15 protein-coding genes are annotated in these 18,729 nt (G+C 61.9%); 9 read left to right on the top strand and 6 right to left on the bottom strand.

Going from position 1 to position 18,729, the window contains the following annotated elements:
* Positions 1 to 82 precede the first annotated feature (82 nt).
* The 4 genes from N3C12_07510 to N3C12_07495 all read left to right on the top strand — a co-directional run bounded on the left by N3C12_07510 (position 83) and on the right by N3C12_07495 (position 4,521).
* Positions 83 to 853, top strand: coding sequence for a TetR/AcrR family transcriptional regulator (locus N3C12_07510; GenBank protein ID MCX8072281.1), 771 nt, complete (start codon positions 83 to 85; stop codon positions 851 to 853).
* Positions 850 to 2,211: a beta-lactamase family protein gene (locus N3C12_07505; GenBank protein ID MCX8072280.1), complete on the top strand. Its 1,362-nt coding sequence runs from the start codon at positions 850 to 852 to the stop codon at positions 2,209 to 2,211. The genes N3C12_07510 and N3C12_07505 overlap by 4 nt, the downstream gene beginning before the upstream one ends.
* 58 nt (positions 2,212 to 2,269) lie before the next feature.
* Positions 2,270 to 3,409, top strand: coding sequence for a hypothetical protein (locus N3C12_07500; GenBank protein MCX8072279.1), 1,140 nt, complete (start codon positions 2,270 to 2,272; stop codon positions 3,407 to 3,409).
* A gap of 131 nt (positions 3,410 to 3,540) precedes the next feature.
* Entirely contained in the window at positions 3,541 to 4,521 is a 981-nt protein-coding gene (locus N3C12_07495; GenBank protein ID MCX8072278.1) for a GNAT family N-acetyltransferase, read from the top strand.
* Here the strand turns inward: N3C12_07495 and N3C12_07490 are convergent.
* Entirely contained in the window at positions 4,518 to 5,084 is a 567-nt protein-coding gene (locus N3C12_07490) for a thioredoxin family protein (GenBank protein MCX8072277.1), read from the bottom strand. The genes N3C12_07495 and N3C12_07490 overlap by 4 nt on opposite strands.
* A 630-nt stretch (positions 5,085 to 5,714) precedes the next feature.
* Between N3C12_07490 and N3C12_07485 the strand changes: the two genes are divergently transcribed.
* The gene (locus N3C12_07485; GenBank protein ID MCX8072276.1) at positions 5,715 to 5,960 is read left to right on the top strand and encodes a hypothetical protein; all 246 of its coding nucleotides are present in this window, start codon (positions 5,715 to 5,717) and stop codon (positions 5,958 to 5,960) included.
* Here the strand turns inward: N3C12_07485 and N3C12_07480 are convergent.
* Positions 5,957 to 6,940 (bottom strand): ABC transporter ATP-binding protein, encoded by a 984-nt coding sequence (locus tag N3C12_07480; protein MCX8072275.1) that lies wholly within the window; start codon positions 6,938 to 6,940, stop codon positions 5,957 to 5,959. The two genes, N3C12_07485 and N3C12_07480, sit on opposite strands and share 4 nt — an antisense overlap.
* Positions 6,937 to 7,950 (bottom strand): efflux RND transporter periplasmic adaptor subunit, encoded by a 1,014-nt coding sequence (locus N3C12_07475; GenBank protein ID MCX8072274.1) that lies wholly within the window; start codon positions 7,948 to 7,950, stop codon positions 6,937 to 6,939. Before N3C12_07475 ends, N3C12_07480 begins: the two co-directional genes overlap by 4 nt.
* Before the next feature lie 121 nt (positions 7,951 to 8,071).
* Between N3C12_07475 and amrS the strand changes: the two genes are divergently transcribed.
* From amrS to lepB, 3 genes are read left to right on the top strand one after another with little or no spacing between them, the layout of a single operon-like run.
* The gene (gene amrS, locus N3C12_07470; protein ID MCX8072273.1) at positions 8,072 to 9,199 is read left to right on the top strand and encodes an AmmeMemoRadiSam system radical SAM enzyme; all 1,128 of its coding nucleotides are present in this window, start codon (positions 8,072 to 8,074) and stop codon (positions 9,197 to 9,199) included.
* On the top strand, positions 9,196 to 9,762 hold the full coding sequence (locus N3C12_07465) for a DNA-3-methyladenine glycosylase (protein ID MCX8072272.1): 567 nt from the start codon (positions 9,196 to 9,198) through the stop codon (positions 9,760 to 9,762). Before amrS ends, N3C12_07465 begins: the two co-directional genes overlap by 4 nt.
* 36 nt (positions 9,763 to 9,798) lie before the next feature.
* On the top strand, positions 9,799 to 10,437 hold the full coding sequence (lepB, locus tag N3C12_07460) for a signal peptidase I (protein MCX8072271.1): 639 nt from the start codon (positions 9,799 to 9,801) through the stop codon (positions 10,435 to 10,437).
* A 346-nt stretch (positions 10,438 to 10,783) separates the two neighbouring features.
* Here lepB and N3C12_07455 read toward each other — a convergent pair whose 3' ends face one another.
* From N3C12_07455 to N3C12_07445, 3 genes are all read right to left on the bottom strand, one after another.
* Positions 10,784 to 11,098, bottom strand: coding sequence for a DUF1232 domain-containing protein (locus N3C12_07455; GenBank protein ID MCX8072270.1), 315 nt, complete (start codon positions 11,096 to 11,098; stop codon positions 10,784 to 10,786).
* Between the two features lie 238 nt (positions 11,099 to 11,336).
* Positions 11,337 to 16,430, bottom strand: a complete 5,094-nt coding sequence (locus N3C12_07450; GenBank protein MCX8072269.1) for a hypothetical protein — start codon at positions 16,428 to 16,430, stop codon at positions 11,337 to 11,339.
* Positions 16,431 to 16,445: 15 nt separating this feature from the next.
* Complete coding sequence (locus tag N3C12_07445; GenBank protein MCX8072268.1) at positions 16,446 to 17,513, bottom strand: glucose-1-phosphate thymidylyltransferase; 1,068 nt, start codon at positions 17,511 to 17,513, stop codon at positions 16,446 to 16,448.
* Positions 17,514 to 18,075: 562 nt separating this feature from the next.
* Between N3C12_07445 and N3C12_07440 the strand changes: the two genes are divergently transcribed.
* Positions 18,076 to 18,612: an Hsp20/alpha crystallin family protein gene (locus N3C12_07440; GenBank protein MCX8072267.1), complete on the top strand. Its 537-nt coding sequence runs from the start codon at positions 18,076 to 18,078 to the stop codon at positions 18,610 to 18,612.
* Positions 18,613 to 18,729: the final 117 nt, after the last annotated feature.

The raw sequence follows: 18,729 nt of genomic DNA, 5'->3' as shown, positions 1-18,729 counted from the left end.
GCTTCGCAAATTACGGCAAGACGACTCTAAAGTCAATAGGAATGTGAACTCGATTTCGCTTCACATACAGGACTGAATGGCCATGGCCCGCAAGCCAAAGTTACGCCGCACCCCGATTCGCACCCCCCAGCAAGCGCGAAGCCGACGTACGCGCGAGGAGATCCTCAAGGCGGCGGTTGCCTGCTTTGAAACCAAAGGATACGACGAAACCACGACGGCCGCGATCGCCCGCAAGGCCCGCATTGCGGTCGGCACGTTGTACGGGTATTTTCCCGATAAGCGGGCCATCTTGCTCGAGCTGCTCGACGGCACCACGGAGGAAATCACCGACTACGTGGTGCAGAGCCTCGACCCGTCGCGCTGGCAGGCAGGAGACTTGCGGGAAAGTGTGCGGACACTCATCGACACCTTGTTCCATACGCGCCGGATTCAACCCGGTATTCAACGCATTTTGTGGGAACGGTACTTCAAAGATTCAGAGTTCCGTAAAGCCGTCGAAGCGATTGAAGAGCGCATCAAGGGGGCAATGATCCAGTTGTTCGAAGCGCTCGCTGCACAGGGAAAGCTGCGCGTCCAGGATTTGTCTACGGCAGCGTTTGTGATCCACGCGGCGGTGGAATGGACGACGTCGCGCGTGGTGCTCAGCGGCTTAGAGGAGCAAATCAACCCCACAGTGGAGGCGGTCACCGACATGGTGTGCCGCTTCTTGTTCCGCGACGACAGGGAGACCACGGCCGGCAGAGTCGGCGTTCCTCTCGATGAGCCCGCTGACGGAAGCGTGGCTGCTGAAGCAACCAACACCAGCGCAATCCCCGGCGGAGTCACTTCAAGCCAAGACGAGAGCGTGTCATGATCGATGGGCTGGTCCAGCGCTGCCGGATTCCGGAAGACCTGAACACCGTCACGCAAATCGGCGAAGAGGTTGCGCCACACGAGGTCGGGCTCACCACGCGCAGCGTGGATGCCATTTGGCAAGCGGTCACGGCGTTCTTCGCCACCGGCATGCACCCAGCTTTCCAAATTTGCTTGCGCCGCAACGGGCAAATCTTTTTACACCGTGCGCTCGGATACGCCCGAGGGAACGCACCACAGGATCCGCCGAGCGTCCCCAAAGCGACCTGCACCATTGACACCCCGTTCACCATCTTTTCTGCATCCAAGGCTGTGACCGCCATGGTCATCCACCTCCTCGACCAGAGACGGCTCATCCATCTCGACGACCCGGTAGCGGAATACATCCCGGAGTTCGCTCGCCACGGCAAAGAATGGATCACGATCCGCCACGTGCTCGCCCACCGAGCAGGCATTCCGAACCTTCCGCCAGAGGCGATGGACCTCGGACATCTGGAGCACCCGGAAACAATCGTTGAGTTACTGTGCGAGCTGAAACCGGTTTGGCCACCCGGGCGGGTGGTGGCGTATCACGCCATTACGGGAGGCTTCGTGCTCGGCGAGGTGGTGCAACGGGTCACCGGTACGGGCATCCGCACCTTCCTAACCCACACGATCCGCGAGCCCTTGCATTTCCGCTGGATGAATTACGGTGTGGAAGAACGAGACCTCTCCCGAGTCGCGCACAATGCGTTCACCGGCCCGCCACCTCTGCCGCCCTTCTCGACCCTGCTGCACAAAGCGCTCGGAACCGACGTCCGTACCGCCACCGCAATGTCGAACGACCCGCGCTTCTTGCGCGCGATTATTCCCGCCGGAAACATCGTCACGACTGCCGAAGAGCTGAGCCGCTTCTACCAACTCTTGCTCAACGGCGGTGAGCTCGATGGTGTTCGCATTTTCGACCGCCGCACAGTGCGCCGGGCGACCTTGGAACAAACCAGTTGGGAGATCGATCTCAGCTTCGGTTTGCCGCTGCGGTACTCGTTGGGGTTCATGCTTGGGGCCGATTATGTGAGCTTGTACGGCCCTGACACCCGACACGCGTTCGGGCACCTAGGGTTCACCAATATGATCGGTTGGGCTGACCCAGAGCGACAGATTGCCGGCGCGATCCTGAACAGTGGGAAGCCCCTACTCTATCCCGAAATCTACTACGCGTGGAATGTGATGCGGGTGATCGCCTCGGAGTGTCCTAAAATATCCGGGCACTCCCAACCGTTCGGCGCGCAACCACCGTCCCGCCCGCAGCGGCAATGCACCAGGCAGGCTGCGAAGCGGCGTAAGAAGCCGCGCGCCCAAACACCACAACGATCGTAGAGACGACCCTGCATTTTTCTTCGTGACCAAGGTCGGCGCGTGGGCGAAAATAGGCATCGTGAAGGAAGCTCCGCACACCTCCCCAAGAAATCATTCCTCCAAGTTTTTATCAGTCTCGATTCTCTGCCCGCTGTTGCCTCCGGGAGAGGTTCCACGCGATCTCGCCCGCCTTTTGGATGTTCTGAGCCCGTGGACAGAGAAGCGTGGCCATTTTGTCGAGCTCATCGTCGTCGACGAGGGAAGCCGCACCACCGAGCAAAGCAAGACGAAAACCCTTGGACCAGTCAAATTGATTCGCCGCGGCCTCCGTGAACACTGGGGCGAGTTTTTAGCTCGAACCGTGAGCTCGGCCAAAGGTGATTGGATCGTAGTGGCGGGAACCCCCGCGCTCGAACACGCACACTACCTCGACAGCATCTTACATACCCTCGATTTTGCCCGGCAGCCCATTGTCGGAGTCGTCAGCGACCGCCTGGGCACAGCGTGCCAATTCGGTGGCGATCAACTCAACCCGCGGGACCGCACCATCGCCGCCTTTGCGGCACCGAAGGCTGTCGCGTACCGCGCCGCAAAACAGTTGCCCGGCATGGCCCCGCAAGTTCTGCTGGCATCGTGGTGGAACGCAATCGTGGCGGCACAGCGGAACCCCGATGGCGAAAACCAAGTTATTCTCGTGGCGTTACCGGAATGGGTACCCATCGTGGAGCCGCGCCAAACTACCAATTCTGGCGCAAACCTGACAGTTCCGTCCACGGGATCGCTGAACCCAGCAGGGCACCGCGCCGTGCGCGATATCCGCATCCTCACCGCAGTCACGTTGCTTGCTGCTCTCACGTCACTGCTCGTCTCTGGGCGCTTTGCCTACGCAGCCAGCTGGCTTGGCGGCTGCTCCGGCTTCTCCGCTTTCTCGCTCTGGGCTTTGCAAAAACTCGTTCTGCCCATTCTCGCTCGGGTGTCCGTAGCGCTGAAGTTTTCCGCTTCGGCCCTTGCCCCGCCTCTTCGCGTCGCCGCCTGGCTCTACCTTTCCGGCGCCGTCGTTCTCGCGCTCGTCACCTTTGGATCTGGGCTCGACCTAAGAGCGCTCGGTATCGAAGCGCTGGTGCTGGCACTTGCAAGCGCGGTCATGGTGATCGGCATCCACCTGCTGAGTTGGTCGGGCATCCTGGAAGCCCTCACAGATTCTCGGAACGGGACCTGAGCAGCCGCGGTTTTCTTGAGGGGCTACTCAAGCTCCGTTTCGGGGCGCCCACAAGCCATGCTGCAAAAACTCGCCCCCGCAACACCAGGCGTGCTTGCGGTTCAGGGCCCGGTGTGTCAGCTCAGCACACGATGTCCGACGTTGTTCTGCGCACCATTGACCCCAATGAACGCGACGCAGTCCTCGACCTGCTCGCCGAGTGGTACAACGATCGCGAGTTTTTCGCCCGCTATCTCCTTCACGATCCAACATTTACCCCTGACTTGTGTTTCGTTGCCGAAGTCGAGGGCAAGCTCATCAGCACCTTTCAAGTGTTCCGCAAACAGATCCGTTTGGACAGCGCCGTGCTGGACGTTGCCGGGGTCGGGAACGTGTTTACGACGCCCGCCTATCGCGGCCGCAGCATTGCATCGCGACTACTCGAATTCGGCATCGCCCAACTTCCCCGGCACGGCTTCGACGTCTCCCTGCTGTTTGCGGTGCGGATCGCGTTTTACGCTCGGCTCGGGTATCGGAGTCACCTGCGGTACTTGTTCTACTTTCCCCCGAGTGGCCCCTGCCGAGAAATCCCCCGCTACAACCTGCGGCCGTTTACCGCGTCGGACCTACCCGCCGTGCAGCAGATCTACGATGGCTACAGCTCGCGCTTTCGCGGCCCCACTCTCCGCAACCCCGCGTATTGGGCGGGTCAGTTGCGCTACGCAGGCAATCCCAGCGAGCGCTTCCTCGTCGCCGAGCAAAACGGCGAAGTTGTCGCCTACGCTCGCGCAACCAATCTGTGGGATTTCTACGTGGTCAGTGAATACGGCTGCCGTGCCGGACACCTCGAATCCCTAGTCGCCTTGCTTCTGCAGCACCAGGCCGAGGGCAGCCAAAACTACCCGGGCATGCTCGTTCAGCTCGCACACGATCCCGCGCTGCTCCAACAACTGGAGCAACACGGCTTGGTAGGGAGCCGCATCGACGATGTCTTCTGGATGTGGCGCGTGGTCTCGCCCGAGCAGTTCGCTGCCAAACTGGGAGTTACGACTGCCGCGCTACAACGAATGGAGTTGTGGCAAGAGTTGTTTCCGCCCGAGTCTACCGTATATTGGATCTCCGACCGGTTTTAGGCTGCTGCGGTCGCCTTCCACTTGATATTGCAGCCTAAGCTGGGCTTCTGGTTGGTCGGCACCGGGCGGCCCTCCAAAACCGCATCGACCGCTTCTCGCAGATCTGCACCAGTCGGTGGCAGCGCCGTGCCGGGGCGGCTGTCGTCGAACTGCCCTCGATACACGAGCTTCCGTTCGCGATCGAACAGGAAAAAATCCGGCGTGCATGCTGCGCCGTACGCTTTCGCCACTTCCTGGGTTTCATCAAACAAGTAGGGAAAGATATACCCCGCCTCTCTGGCTTCTTCGGCCATCTTTTCCGGGCTGTCCTCTGGGTACTGCGAAATGTCGTTCGAATTGATGGCCACAATGGCGAGTCCCTTAGGGATGTACTCGCGCGCGAATTGCGCCAGCGCCGAACGGATATGCTTCACGTAAGGGCAGTGGTTACAAATGAACATGACCAGCAACGCTGGCTTGTCCGCAAAATCGTCGAGCGAGTAGTACTTCCCGCTCGGGTCCGGCAAGCGGAAGTAGGGAGCCTTCGTACCCAGGGGAACCATTTTCGACGGTGTCGCTGCCATGGTGACCTACCTCCTTTCAACACGACCCCATCCATTGCTGAAAGGGGCCGTTTGGTGCAAGGGGCGTGGGACTGCGCCTTTCTCCATTGACTCTTTCGGAATCCCGCACGATGGTGCGGGTCGCAGAAGGAAGCCCCCATGAAAAGCCGCCGTTCTTTAGGTTTGCTCCTCGCTGCCGCGCTTCTTCAGCAGCCCTACCCCGCGCACTCGCAAAACCTTTGCTCCGCCGGTTCCCGCGATGGTGAAGCTTGCGTCCAGGCCGCCGATTGCCCGGGCGGGGCATGCGTCAACGTCCAGGGCATCTGCGACGGTGGCACCGACGACGGCCTCGACTGCGACTGCCCCCTCTCTACCTGCAGTGCCACACTTGCCTGCGCGACCGACCCGGTACTGGGCACCTGCCTTGCCGGTCCGCTGAGCGGGCAGTGTTGCGACCCGGCCTTCAATTGCTCTGACGGGAGTCCGTGTACGCCGACACAAAAGATCTGCTTGGACGGTCCGCTCAAAGGGTTTGCGTGCTTGCGCAACGAGCATTGTGAGGGCGCAGTTTGTTGGCCCGTTGGCCGAAGATGCGACGACGGCTACCCATGCGTGGACGATGCGGACTGCCTGACAGGAAGTTGCCAAGGCATGGGAAGTTTTCCCACGCCCACCCCGACGGTAGCTGCCACGCCCACGCCCTCGCCCACGCAATGCGTCGGTGATTGCGATGGTGATGGAGCGGTAACCGTCGACAACATCTTAGCCATGGTCAACATCGCGCTGGGACAGGCACCGACCAGCACTTGCCGCGCAGGCGACGCCGACAGGGACGGTATCATCACCGTGAACGAGATTATTGCGGCGGTGAACGCAGCGTTGCTTGGCTGCTTCTAACCGGAGCTGGTTGTGCCCGCATTCGCCACAGCCCTTTCCCCTTCCGTCCCGGCGGCCGCGAGCTGCAAGAACACGTCCTCCAACGACGGTTCCCGCACGCGCCACTCCCGTACAACCACACCCAACTGCTCCGCCGCCCGCACCCAGGCCGCCGGGTTAGGATCATTTCGGGGCATCGGTATGTGCAAGTGCTCTCCGAAGGGCGCCACCTCGGGGAAGCGCAAATCTTGCGCTAGTCTCCTCCTTGCTCGGCGGGCATCCGCACAGTGAAGATCCAAGACGACTGTCGGCGAGCTCGCCCGCAGCTCGCTCGGTGTGCCGGTTGCCATCAAGCGCCCGCCGAGAAGAAAGCCCACCCGCGTACACCGCTCTGCCTCATCCATATACGGCGTGGAAAGGAGGATGGTCGAGCCGGCCTGCAAGAGCTCGTACAAAATCAGCCAAAATTCGCGCCTCGAAATCGGGTCGACACCAATCGTCGGCTCATCCAGCACCAAAATTTGTGGTTGGTGGATCAGCGCGGCACACAAGCTGAGCTTTTGCTTCATGCCTCCGGAGAGATTGCGCGCCAAGCGATCCTGGAAGGGCTCCAGTCGACTAAAACGCAACAGGCGCGACACCCGCTCCCGCCGCTGCCCGGGCGGCACATGCCAGATCTCCGCAACGTAGAGTAAATTCTCGGCCACCGTCAGCGTTTCGGACAAACTGAAGCGCTGCGACATGTAGCCAATGCGACTTTTCGCCAACGCCGGGTTGCCCACGACATCGACACCATCGATCCGCACCCGCCCCTCGCTTGGCGCCACCAAGCCCACAATGGTACGGAGGAGCGTCGTTTTGCCCGCGCCATCGGGCCCGACCAGGGCGAACAGCTCCCCCCGGCGCACCAGGAAGCTCACGTCTGCCAGTGCCCGCGTGCCTCCTGGGTACACTTTTCCCAGTCGCTCGACCTCAATGGCAAATTCACCGCCGCTGCTCATCGCGGAGAGGCATGTTGCTCCACTTGGTCCAAGGGAATCACCGCATCGGCGGGCATGCCCGGCTTCAAAATTCCCTCCGGATTCTCGACTTCAATCTTAACGCGATACACAAGCTTCACTCGTTCGTTTTGCGTTTGGATGTTCTTCGGCGTGAACTCTGATTTGTCCGATACGTACACTACTTTCCCTTCGAACGGCCGATTGGGGTAGGCATCTACATAAACCATGGCCCGCATGCCCAAGCGCACGCGACCCAAATCCCGTTCGCTCACATACAGATTCACCCACGGGCGGGAGAGATCACCCATGGTGACAATCGGGGTTCCGGCCATGACGGTTTCACCCACCTCCCGATTTCTCGAGAGCACCCGGCCAGCAATCGGTGCATAAAGCTGGCAGCGAGCCAAGTTCAGCTCGGCGATCGCCAGAGCCTTTTCGGCTTCGCGTAGCCGGGCCCTTCCCTCTTCGATCTCCTCGGTGCGGAAACCTTCCTTGAGCATGTCCAACCGGGCGCGCGCTGCATCCCGCGCCGCTTGAGCCGCGTTCAGTGCGGCACGTACCCGATCCCATTCCGCCTGTGCGGCTATTCCTTGGCGAAACAGCTCGTCCACCCGAGTGAAGTCGCGCTCGCGCATGCGGAGCTCGGCCTCTGCAGACTCTAATGCGGCTAACGCCTGGTCCACTTCCTGCCCTCGCGCGCCTCGGGTCAATAGGGCGTAGCGTGCTTCCGCTGCCGCTTTCGCAGCCTGCGCCCGCTCGACCTGCAAGCGGAATTCTCTCTCGTCCAACTGCGCGATCGGTTCCCCTTTGTCGACCATGGCCCCCTCATCGACAAATCGGGCGATGATCGTCCCCGGCACTTCAAAGGCAACATCGACTTCCGTTGCCTCGACGATCCCCGAGCCACGGATGGCCGTCTCGCGCTCTTGCTCCCGCTCTTGCCAAAGCCACCACACACCCACAGCTCCGGCAACCACGAAGACAACTGCCACCCGCACTAAACGCCACATGCATTCGCTTAAAGCATAGGGTCTGGTCCGATGTCACCGCCCCTTCGGTGGCCTCCACACGCACTCAGGGCTCCACTGGCCCAATTGTTGTCGGGCAGGCAGCGCACTATAGTTCTGCGTCGTGGCTCGCCAAGCGCCTACGCCGTCAAGTTTACAAGCATTGCTCGAAGAGCTGAGCAGACCCCGTGCAGAGCTAGTGGAGCGGCTGCCGGACAAGGCGCTCCGTTGCCTTGCCTGCGGGCACCGTTGCTACTTACCCGAGGGGAAGATCGGCATTTGCAAAGTGCGCCGCAATCAGGGAGGCGAGCTATATGTGCCGTGGGGCTACGTGGCCGGACTCCAGTGCGATCCCGTGGAAAAAAAGCCCTTCTTCCACGCCTACCCTGGCTCGCTTGCGCTCAGCTTTGGCATGCTGGGCTGCGACTACCACTGCTCCTACTGCCAGAACTGGATCACCTCGCAAGCGCTGCGCGACCCAGTGGCAGGCGTAATTCCCCAACGAGTGGGGCCAGAAGATATTGTGCGCCTCGCTCGGAAGTACGGGGCAAAAATTGTGACCAGCACCTACAACGAACCCTTAATTACCTCGGAATGGGCCGTGGAAATTTTCCGCCACGCCCGCGCCGCAGGGCTCGTCACCTCGTACGTGTCCAACGGGAACGCCACCCCCGAGGTGCTCGCCTTTCTGCGACCGTGGGTGGACCTTTACAAGGTGGACCTCAAAGGCTTCGATGACCGCCACTACCGGAAGCTCGGCGGTTTGCTGGAAACCGTGAAGCGCACCATTCGTGACTTGGTGGAGCTCGGGTTCTGGGTCGAAGTCGTGACCCTGTTGGTGCCAGGCTTCAATGACTCGCCACAGGAATTACGGGCCCTCACCGAGTTCCTTGCCAGCGTGTCGCCCGACATCCCATGGCATGTCACAGCGTTTCACCCAGACTACAAAATGACCGATCGGGATGCGACCACGGTGGAAAAGCTGTTGTTCGCCGCGCGCCTCGGTGAGGAAGCCGGCCTTCGCTACGTGTACGTCGGCAACGTACCCGGGGCGGTGGGAGAATACGAAAATACCCGCTGCCCGCAATGCCGGCATACGGTGGTCGCGCGCCATGGCTACCGCATTTTGCGAGTGGATCTCCGCGACGGCTACTGCCCAAAGTGCGGCACACAAATCGCCGGCCGTTGGGGAGACACGGCGCACATCCACCAACCTGAAGGCGCGTGGTGGCCACGTCCAGTTGCGCTGTGAAGAAGCGACTCGGCCGGCACGATTTTGAAGGATCCACCGAGGAAGTCGCCAAAAGGCTCCTCGGGTGCTTTCTCTGCCACCGGATTCATGGCCGGATTTACCGCGGTCGCATCGTAGAAACCGAGGCCTACACGCAAGACGCTGCCTCCCACGCGGCCAACGGCAAGCGCACCAAACGCAATGCGGTGATGTTCGGGCGCCCGGGCCTTCTCTACGTGTACTTAACCTACGGCATGCACCATTGCGTCAACATCGTCACCGAACCCGAAGGCACGGCTGGGGCAGTGCTACTCCGCGGCCTAGATGAGATCGAGCGCGCGAACGGTCCGGCACTGCTCGCACGTGCGCTCCACCTCACTCGGGCCGACAACGGGCGCGACCTAGTGCGGGATCCGCACATTTGGGTCGAACCCGGATTCGTGCGGCCGGAAGAGAAGATCGTCACCAGTACCCGGATTGGGGTGCGTTTGGCTGCGGATCTGCCGCTGCGCTTTTACCTTGTGGGCAGCCCGGGAGTGTCTAAGCGCGACCGCCGTGCCGAACAGGACCTCGCCAGACCTTGACGCTACGAACTTCGAACTCCATGGTAGGGGCGTTTTATGGGACAAGCACGTCGGCCGACTACAGCCTCCGAAGCAATCCAACCGAGAAAATCCCGCCTGCGGCAGAATATCGAATCTCTGGCGCTGGCACTGCTCGTGGCGCTGGCAATTCGGGCCACGGTGGTGGAGGCATTTTGGGTGCCGTCTGGCTCGATGCTCCCCACGATTCAAATCGGCGATCACTTATTCGTGAACAAGCTCGCCTACGGTTTCCATGTGGACGTGCCGTTCACTGGCATCGTGATCCCGATCACGCAGTGGTCACACCCGAGGCGGGGCGACATTGTCGTCTTCGTTTCGCCGAACGACGGGAAAACGGACTTGATTAAGAGAGTGGTTGCCGTGGCAGGGGACAAGGTGGAGATGCGGCAGAAGCGGCTGTTCATTAACGACGAACCCGTTGAAGAGCCTTGGGCACACTATAAGTACCCCAACGAGGTTCACGCAGTACCGCGAGATAACTTCGGACCAGTCGTGGTGCCGCCAGGCAAATTCTTCGTGATGGGTGACAACCGCGACGAGAGCTTGGACAGCCGTTATTGGGGCTTTGCCGACGAGAAGGCGATCAAAGGCAAAGCAACCTTCATCTACTGGTCAGGCTCGAAGTTCGACCGGCTGGGCAAGTTTCTCCACTAAGCCCGAGCGCATCGTCAGGCACGGCCATTTGAAGCACACTCTGCCTGCCCTGGTAAGAGGTACGGCTTGCCCTCGCCCGAGCCGATCGGTCCGACCTTGGGGGACGCCGAGTCGGCTCCGAAAGGTACTCGCACGAGCCCGCAGAGCGAGAAGTCACGGACGCTCGGACAATCATCGACGCGGGTTGCGAACGAGCACGAGTCCGCGCGGGGCACACGGGAACGCGGCGAGTGTGCCCTGACATGCGGGGCACACTCGCTCTATACGGAAGGCTTTTCCACCTACGGACCGCACAACCACTCCCGTGCGAAGGGTTGCATGAGCACGCCACGCTTTCGGCGCCCCTTCACTGCGCGAGTAGCTCGCGGGCGATTTGCCGGGCATGCTCTTCGACAACTTGGGGTGGGCAGAGTGCCAAAAACAACTTCCAGGCAAACAGAAGCAAGAGCAGGTCGTCAACTTGCCCCACAAGCGGCAACGTGTCCGGCAACAAATCGAGCGGCAGAAACACGTATACAATCGCGCCGACGAACACGGCCTTAGGCAACCAGCCCACGCGCCCATCGCGCAGCAACCGCCAGCCCAAACGCACGTTGTTCCACAGTTGCCAAAGCCGGCGGGGATCTAGCGCTGCCACCCGGCGCCCCAGTGTTCTCACCATTGCAGCCGCCGTTTAACAGCGAAAACCCGCGAACCTCAAGCGGAACGCGCGATGATCGCGAGGCTAAAACCCCATCGACCTAACGCGGATGCTGGGCGGCCTCTTTTCTTTCCTTCTTTGCTCGTGCGCACCTTGTGTGCCCCACTGCCCGGTGTCGAAGAGCAGTGACCCGCTCGATGGGTCCAGGTCCGCCACACGGGAGGGTTCAGCGACGAGGGTTCAGACGGTTCAGGACGGTTCAGGGACATCCACTCAAAGCGTTGCCTACGGCGAGGAGGAGTTCGTCGACCGTGACGGCGCCGTCCGCAGTCACGTCGAAGTACGGACAGGCATCCAACGCCCTGACCTCCAGGGCAATGTTCACCCCTAGCAAGAGCTCATCGATGGTCACAACGCCGTCACCATTGCAATCACCCGTGCAAGGACGCGGTGCCACCAGTCCATCCACAACGATTGCGCTGCTCGGCTCCGATTCCCGGCCAAATTCGTCGACGGCAGTAATGCGGTACGACAGCTGGCGGCCCAAGAGCAGTGCACCTGGATCTCGTAGTTCGGGGGCAAGCGTCGCCGTCCACAGCTCAAACGGCTGCCCGCGGTCGTTGGCACGATACACCCGGTACTGCGCGGCATCGCCCACCTCGAGCCATTGGAGCACCACATCGCCGGACGATTCATCCGCGCTGTACCCCACCCACTGGGGCGCTTCAGGACGGGTGTCGACACGCAACACATTGTTCCCCTTTTCCGACTCCGCCACCCGATTCTCTTCGTCGACCACGACCACGAACTGTTGAGCCGCGCTGCTGGGCCCAGGATTCAGCGTGATCTCCGTGGCAGCCCCTGGCGCGAGGGGTGTGCTCACGTGCGCCTCGCCCACCACTCCCTCGCCACTGCGTAAACGCACGGAAAACGGGGAACCGCTATCGATCAGCCCCTGATTCACAATCCGCACGACCAGCGCCCTGCCTTCCCTCAGTGGACGCTCACCAATTCCCGCGCCAGTTGGCGGCTCCCACCGAGCGTCTTCCAGAGCCAAGTCAGGAAGCAAAAGCCAACGGTGCACGACCACCCGCGGGAGTTCAGTGGGGGCGCGTTGGTGCACATCGGCAATCACTACCTCATCGGATCCGCGTTGTACCGCTACCGGGCTTACGTGGCCGGCGCCGTCCGAAGTTAATCGTACCAACGCCTCGGGTGCCGCGTCCTTTATGGTCATCGCCCACAGGTCGCCGTTGCCCTCTGACAGGGAGCCACCACCGGTGTTGCGGAAAAACACGTACACTCTCAGGCCGCTCACGAGTGGCCAAAACTCATCTACGCTGTGGTCCTCCGTCAGCTTGCGCGTCGACCACCCCTGCGTTCCTCGCTCCACCCAATAGAGATCGCCGCCGGGCCCGCGCGTTCCTTCCTGGTGGGCGCGCACCAAAACCGCCGGCCTTGCGCCGCCCGCCACAAATCGCAACAGAGTTGCCCTTACCCCCCGCGGCAGAACGACCTCTTCGGGAGCCATCCAGGTGTCTCCACTGCGATGTCGAATCCGCACGGCGCTTCCGCCGCTCGAGCGATCTTCCAACCAGGCGACCACAACCGTGCCGTCCTGCAACTCACCAGCAGCCAGATCTCGAATGGTGCCCGCGCTGGCGGACGACAGCGGGCCTTCCAACTGCCAACCCGTGCCCCGCCCGTAGCGGCCCCAGAACACGCTGGCCGCAGCGCTGCCGAGCGGAGGCCGTTCCGCGCGCAACCAAAACAAGAGTGCGCCCTCCGGTGCACGCACGAGCACAGGCCGGCCGTCGGCAACGTCGTCCTGCGTGAGCAATCTGGATGCGCTCCAGCCCCCATCTATCCACTCCGCCGTCGCCAACTCCGCGCTCGCATTGAGGGCTCCAAGTTCGGCCTCGAGTGCAGCCTGCGGGTGGAGGCCACTCTCCACCCAGACGGCGACCATTCGGTCGGGACCTACCGAGGCCAATGCAGACCGGTCGACAAACCCGCTCCCCACGCCGAGGCTCCCTGTTTCCCCGGCTTGCGCGCCGCCAAGCATCTCCCAAGCCACGGTGGAAGGAGCTCCCGCGGGAGTCGACGCCGGTGCGACCGAGAGGAGCAACGCCCACCCGGATTCGTCGACAGCCAGAACTGGGTTTGGGTTCTGCGTGAACGCACTTGCGCGATCCGTTGCCACTGGCAGTGCACACGGCGCGGTGGCCATAAAATCCAGCTGCGGGCCAACGAACATCCTCCCAACACATTGCACGCCGGCAATCCAGCGCTCGCTCAGCGCCAGACACGGCGCCTCTGGAACGAACACCGCCGGGGACCGGCTGGAATTGTAGGATACGCTAGCTCGCGCTCCCAAGCTTTGCTTCGCCCACCATCGCACCTGACACAGTCCTGCTGGTTCTTCCAACGACCGCACACCGAGCGGCGCGAACTCCAACGCGAATCGCCCGCTAGCGTGAAGGTTAGGGGCAACCTCAAGTTGCAGGCTGCCATGAGCTTCCACGCACGTGCTCGAAGAAAAGTCGCGGGCAAACACTTCGCGCGGGCAGTTTTCGCAGAGTTCGAGCGGCAACGTCGCTGTCGCCGGCCGCTGCCGAACATCGAAACACCGTTCCCATTGCAGATTTCCCGCAACCCGATAAGCCGCGCCCGTCAATCGTGCCCCGCGAAGCAAGGAAAGCGACAGATTCGACTCCGCCCGCCGCTCCGCCAGGGTCGAAGTCATGCGTGCACGCGCTGTTCCTTGCCAATCCAGCTTCGTACCCCACGACTCCACAAGCTCAACGGAAACTGTGCCCGACCATGGCACCATTTGACCTCCGCCCTGTTGAAGGACCAAGTCCCACGTCCATTGCGGGCGCGGAGCTATGGTCGCGAATTGCACTTGCAACACATGGTCGTCCACAGTCGCCTCCACCGCACCCTCCCCACTGCGCACGGGTGGTCCCCAACGAAGCGCGAGGGGCTCGCCCGCAAGCGGAAACGAGCGCGTCGTGCCTCCCGTCGGTTGCACCTCCAAGGTCACCTCGCCGCCGGGCAGAGACCCAAGATTCACATCAGCCACGAACGCGGGAAAATTCCATTCCGGGTCGAGCGCGTACACCGGCTGCGGCCGTCGTGCAGTGCTCCCCAGCAGTAAGCCGCGAGTGCCTACGACCCGAAAATCCACGGCCCGGTGGTTACTCGCGGGCGGAGCACTAGGGATTCCCCAAAAGCGAACGATCAGCGGAGGGAGTCCAAGCCCTTCGAGGCTCGGGAACGCCCACGGGTCTCTGACGAGGAAGGGCAGAGCCAGGGGCCGAGTGCTCGCCACCAGTCCTGCAGGCAAAACAAGAGCACCAACCCACTCCATCTCGCTCCTCGGAGGCGGCGTGACTGTCCGCAAAGCCACCGCGCGCCTGCTCCCCGGAGCGAGGACAATCTTGGACGGGGGAAAGTAAAGCCGTGCGGAGCAAGAGCTGTTGTCCTCGCACACGGCGCGGACATCGTACACGCCCGCCGCTACCGCCAAGAACTCAGCGATGCCGACCTCATCGGACTCCGCACTCGCCGCCACTGCACCGCTGGCGGCGTGCAAGTGCACACGCACACCTGGTTGAGGCACACCGCCATCCAGCGTGAGAACCGTGAGTGACGCCGTCGCCGATTCTAGGGCCAAGGGAGCACACACAAGGTCGCGACCTTCGACGCCCGGGTCGACCGCCGCCGCGCAGATGCGGTACATTCCCGGCTCGGCGCTTTCGGGAATGCGCACCGTCGCCGCGAAGGCGCCCAATGCGTCTACACGGAGGTCGCCAAGTGGAACCCACCCTCCAGTGTCATCGAACCATAGCCGCACACCGCTATGTCCGCTTGCCACTCTACCATGTACAACAATCCGCGCACCCGGCTGCGCCTGGGTTGGGCTCACCGTCAGCGCGCTGCTCACCGTCGCTGCGGGAGTCGACGAGGGCAACGGGGTTAAAGTGGGGCGAGACGTCAGGGTCCGCGTCGGCATCGCGGTGATCGTGCCAGTCGGGCTCATCGGAGGGCTGCAACGCGCGGATGTGCAGGCATCCACAGGAAGAGTCATACCACCGCGGCCGTGGCATTCAGCGGCACCGAGCAGCTCGCAGCGCAAGAGACTGCCCAAGGGAAATTCACAGCAAACCAGCGCGGTTAGGGTCGCAGTGGGCGATGCCGTGGCACTCGGACTCGCTACCGGCGTGCGGCTCGGTGTGGGCGTGCCCGAGGCCGTGGCGGTCGCGGTCGCCACCGCCGTTGCCGCAGGCGTGTTCGCCAAGGTCGCTCGCGGAGTCGCAGTCGCCGTGAATGAGCGTGTAGCTGTAGCCGAGCGCGAAGAGGTGGCAGTGGCGCTCGCCGTCGGAGTTGGACTTGGGGAGCGTGTGAACGACGGCGTCGGCGAGTTCGTTGCGGAGGGCCGAGGGGTGAACGAGCGCGTGGCGGTGGGCGTGCGGGTCCGCGTGCGCGTAAATGTCACAGTCGGGGTGAAGGGCACCCCCGTTCCGCTGAGCACGAAACGGCCGCTTGCGGAATCCTTCCCCGCCACGACCAGCACCACGGTCTGCCCTATGGCCAAGTCCACTCGAAGCCGAGAGGCGACGCTGCTCCCCCCAACGACGTCATCGTTACACCGGAGTTCGACGCCAGAACACGTCCCGAGTCGGACAGCGAGCAAAGTGTCGAACTCGGAGCCCTCGGTACTGAACTCGAACGTGCCGGAGAACGGCGCGGTATAGACGAAGGTCGACCCGCGTCCCCAGGTCACACTGCTGCACCCTTGCGCTGGCAGCACCGCAGGCGCGCAATTCGTAGAGCCGCTCACAACCCAAGTTGCTGCATTGCCAACGTCGCGGGCATCGGCACGAAACGGCAATGGGCAGTCGGCGTTGACCCGCAAAACGAACTCACCACTCTGCGTGCTGAAGCCATCGACAACGACCTGCACGGTCTGACCGGCAGCAAGCGTGACCGCCACGCGCGACCAGGCATCGACGCCGACTTGGACATCGTCGTTGCACGCAAGCTCCGTATTGCTGTGGCTCAGCACGTACAGCACTGTATCGAACGACGAGCCCAACGTGTCGAAGGTGTACGCACCCGCCCGCGGGGCAGTGAACGCGAGCACGGCTTCCGGCGCTTCTCCGCCCCCGCAAGAGCCCACACGGGTGCTCGAGCCCGAGGTCGACCCGTTCACCTGCGCGCTGAAGTGGCCCGCGAGGTCCGTGCAGCCCTGCGCCCAACCGAGGTCCGCAACACCGCCGAGCAAGCCGCACACAGCGGCCAGGGTCGCCAAGGACCGTGCCGCCCGTCGCCAGCCACCCTCGGCCATGCCCCCAGCTCCCGTTTACTTGCCAAGCTCCACTTCGCAATAATCGCCGAGTAGCACCCGCAGGCCCGAAGTCTTGGTAGTGCCGCGCAGAAGTACGCGGCGACCGATCAAGCTATCGCACACCGGCTCCGCAACCTTTTCGATGAGCGAGTCTTCCATGATCACCGAGTTGCGCACCACGCTGTGAAGAACATGTACTCGGTCGCCCAGAGACACATACGGGCCCACTTGAGCATCAAACACGCGGGCGTCCTTGCCAATAATCACGGGGCCGTGGATTCGCGAGTTCACAATTTCCGCCCCGGGCGCAACAATCACCGTTCCGTTGAGTTCCGAGGTTGCGTCCACTTCTCCCTCGATGGCGCTGCGCATGCCATCCAAGATCACCCGGTTCGCATCCAAGATGTCCTCGGGTTTTCCTGTGTCCTTCCACCAACCCGGCACAATGTAGGGCACTACGGTGAAGCCGCGATCGACCAAGTCTTGGATTGCGTCGGTAATCTCGTACTCGCCGCGCCACGACGGCTTGATGCGGCGGATGGAGTCAAAAATATTGCGATCGAAAATGTATCCGCCGACAATGGCGAGGTTCGACGGTGGATTCTCCGGCTTCTCTACCAAGCGCACGATGCGCTGCCCTTGGACTTCGGCGATGCCAAAGCGAGACGGATCATCCACCTCCTTGAGGAGGACCACAGCGTTCGCCTTACTGGTCCGGAAGAGCTCCACTGGCGCTCGCAAGCCATTGGGCAGCAGGTTGTCCCCTAAGTACATGATGAAAGGTTCGTCCCCGACAAACGTCTCCGCACATGCGCAGGCATGAGCCAGCCCCTGCGGCTTCTCCTGCTCGATGTACGTGACTATTGCCCCCCATCGACTCCCGTCGTCGACAGCGTTCTGAATCACGGGCCGACTTTCCCGGCTCACGACAATGCCAATCTCGCGCACCCCAACTTCCACGAGACTTTCAAGCCCGTAAAACAACACCGGCTTATTCGCCACAGGAATCAGGTGCTTGGCTGTGCTGAAGGTCAAAGGACGCAACCGCGTTCCTAGGCCCGCGCAAAGAACTACAGCTTTCATGATAGGACCGGCTTTCTAGCCACAAATCCACCAAAGAGAAACAGGATGGCGCTCGGAATCCGAGGGCGTGGCCGGTGGCCGCCGGCAGACATACTGGTCTCAGGTTTTCCTCGAAGGGCTGCCCACTCCGCCGGCACTCCAACTATTCACTCGAATAACAGTCAGCGTCACTGGGTACGGCAACCGCCGAGGCGCGCGCCCTCGCTGCAGTGAGCTCAGCGCCGCCCTCCCTCCCGAAGGGGGGCTAAGAGAGGGAGAGCGGGCGCCAAGCCCCGCGGGGCGAACCCCGCGAGTTCGTCAATGCGGGCTCAAACTAACAACCCGGTGACCCTTAAACAACGGAGTTTTCTTCACTGTCCAAACCACCTCTTCGCTGTTCAAACCACCGCACCGGCTAGACGCATGCGCCACTCGGTGGATTCTCGGAAAAAAGAACAGCGTGCAGCAAACGTGTGCCTGGGACGCAAGGAAAATTTTTGGCTTCGGAATTGCGAAGCACTTGCGGCGGACACGAATCGAACAAATCTTGGCAGCGCGAAAAAAAGAAAGGAGGATGACGTACATGGCAAAGGCCAAAGCGAAGGGAACCAAGAAACAAAGCAACCGCGGGGGCGAAGTTGTCCCGGTACGCGCGGCGCCCGTCGAGCGGGTAGTCGTCGACCCGTTCGAGCGCTTTGTGGAGCGCTTCTTTTCCGACTTACCGAGGTTCCCGTGGCCACGGATCGAGTGGCCAGAGGTCTGGCGGCCGCTTCGTGAGTTCGAACTCAAGGTCCCAGCGGTTGACGTTTACGAGGAAGGAGATGACGTCGTCGTCAAGGCGGAACTTCCGGGCCTAACCAAGGACCAGATCGAGGTCAGCCTGACGGATAAGACGCTCACGATTAAGGGCGAAAAGCAACGGAGCGAGGAGGTGAAGGAAAAGGACTACTACCGTAGCGAACGAACCTTTGGCTCGTTTACGCGCACGATTACTTTGCCAGTTGAAGTGAAGGCTGACGCCGCCAGCGCAACCCTCAAAGATGGCGTCCTCGAAATTCGTCTGCCGAAAACCGAAGAGCCTGGGAAGCGGCCGAAGAAGATCGAAGTGCAGGCCGCATAAACGGTTTTTGCGAATCGGTTAACAGCGGTGCGGAACGCGCTCGAAGGCAGTTCCGCACCGCCTCTGGATGTGCGATGATGCTGCCGCCGAGAAACCAAGTTGGCCTGAGGCAGGTTG

It is taken from the genome of Candidatus Binatia bacterium (assembly GCA_026415395.1).
GTDB lineage: Bacteria > Desulfobacterota > Binatia > HRBIN30 > HRBIN30 > HRBIN30.
The sequence above is the reverse complement of the archived record's forward strand: the minus strand, read 5'-3'. Positions and strand labels throughout refer to the sequence as shown.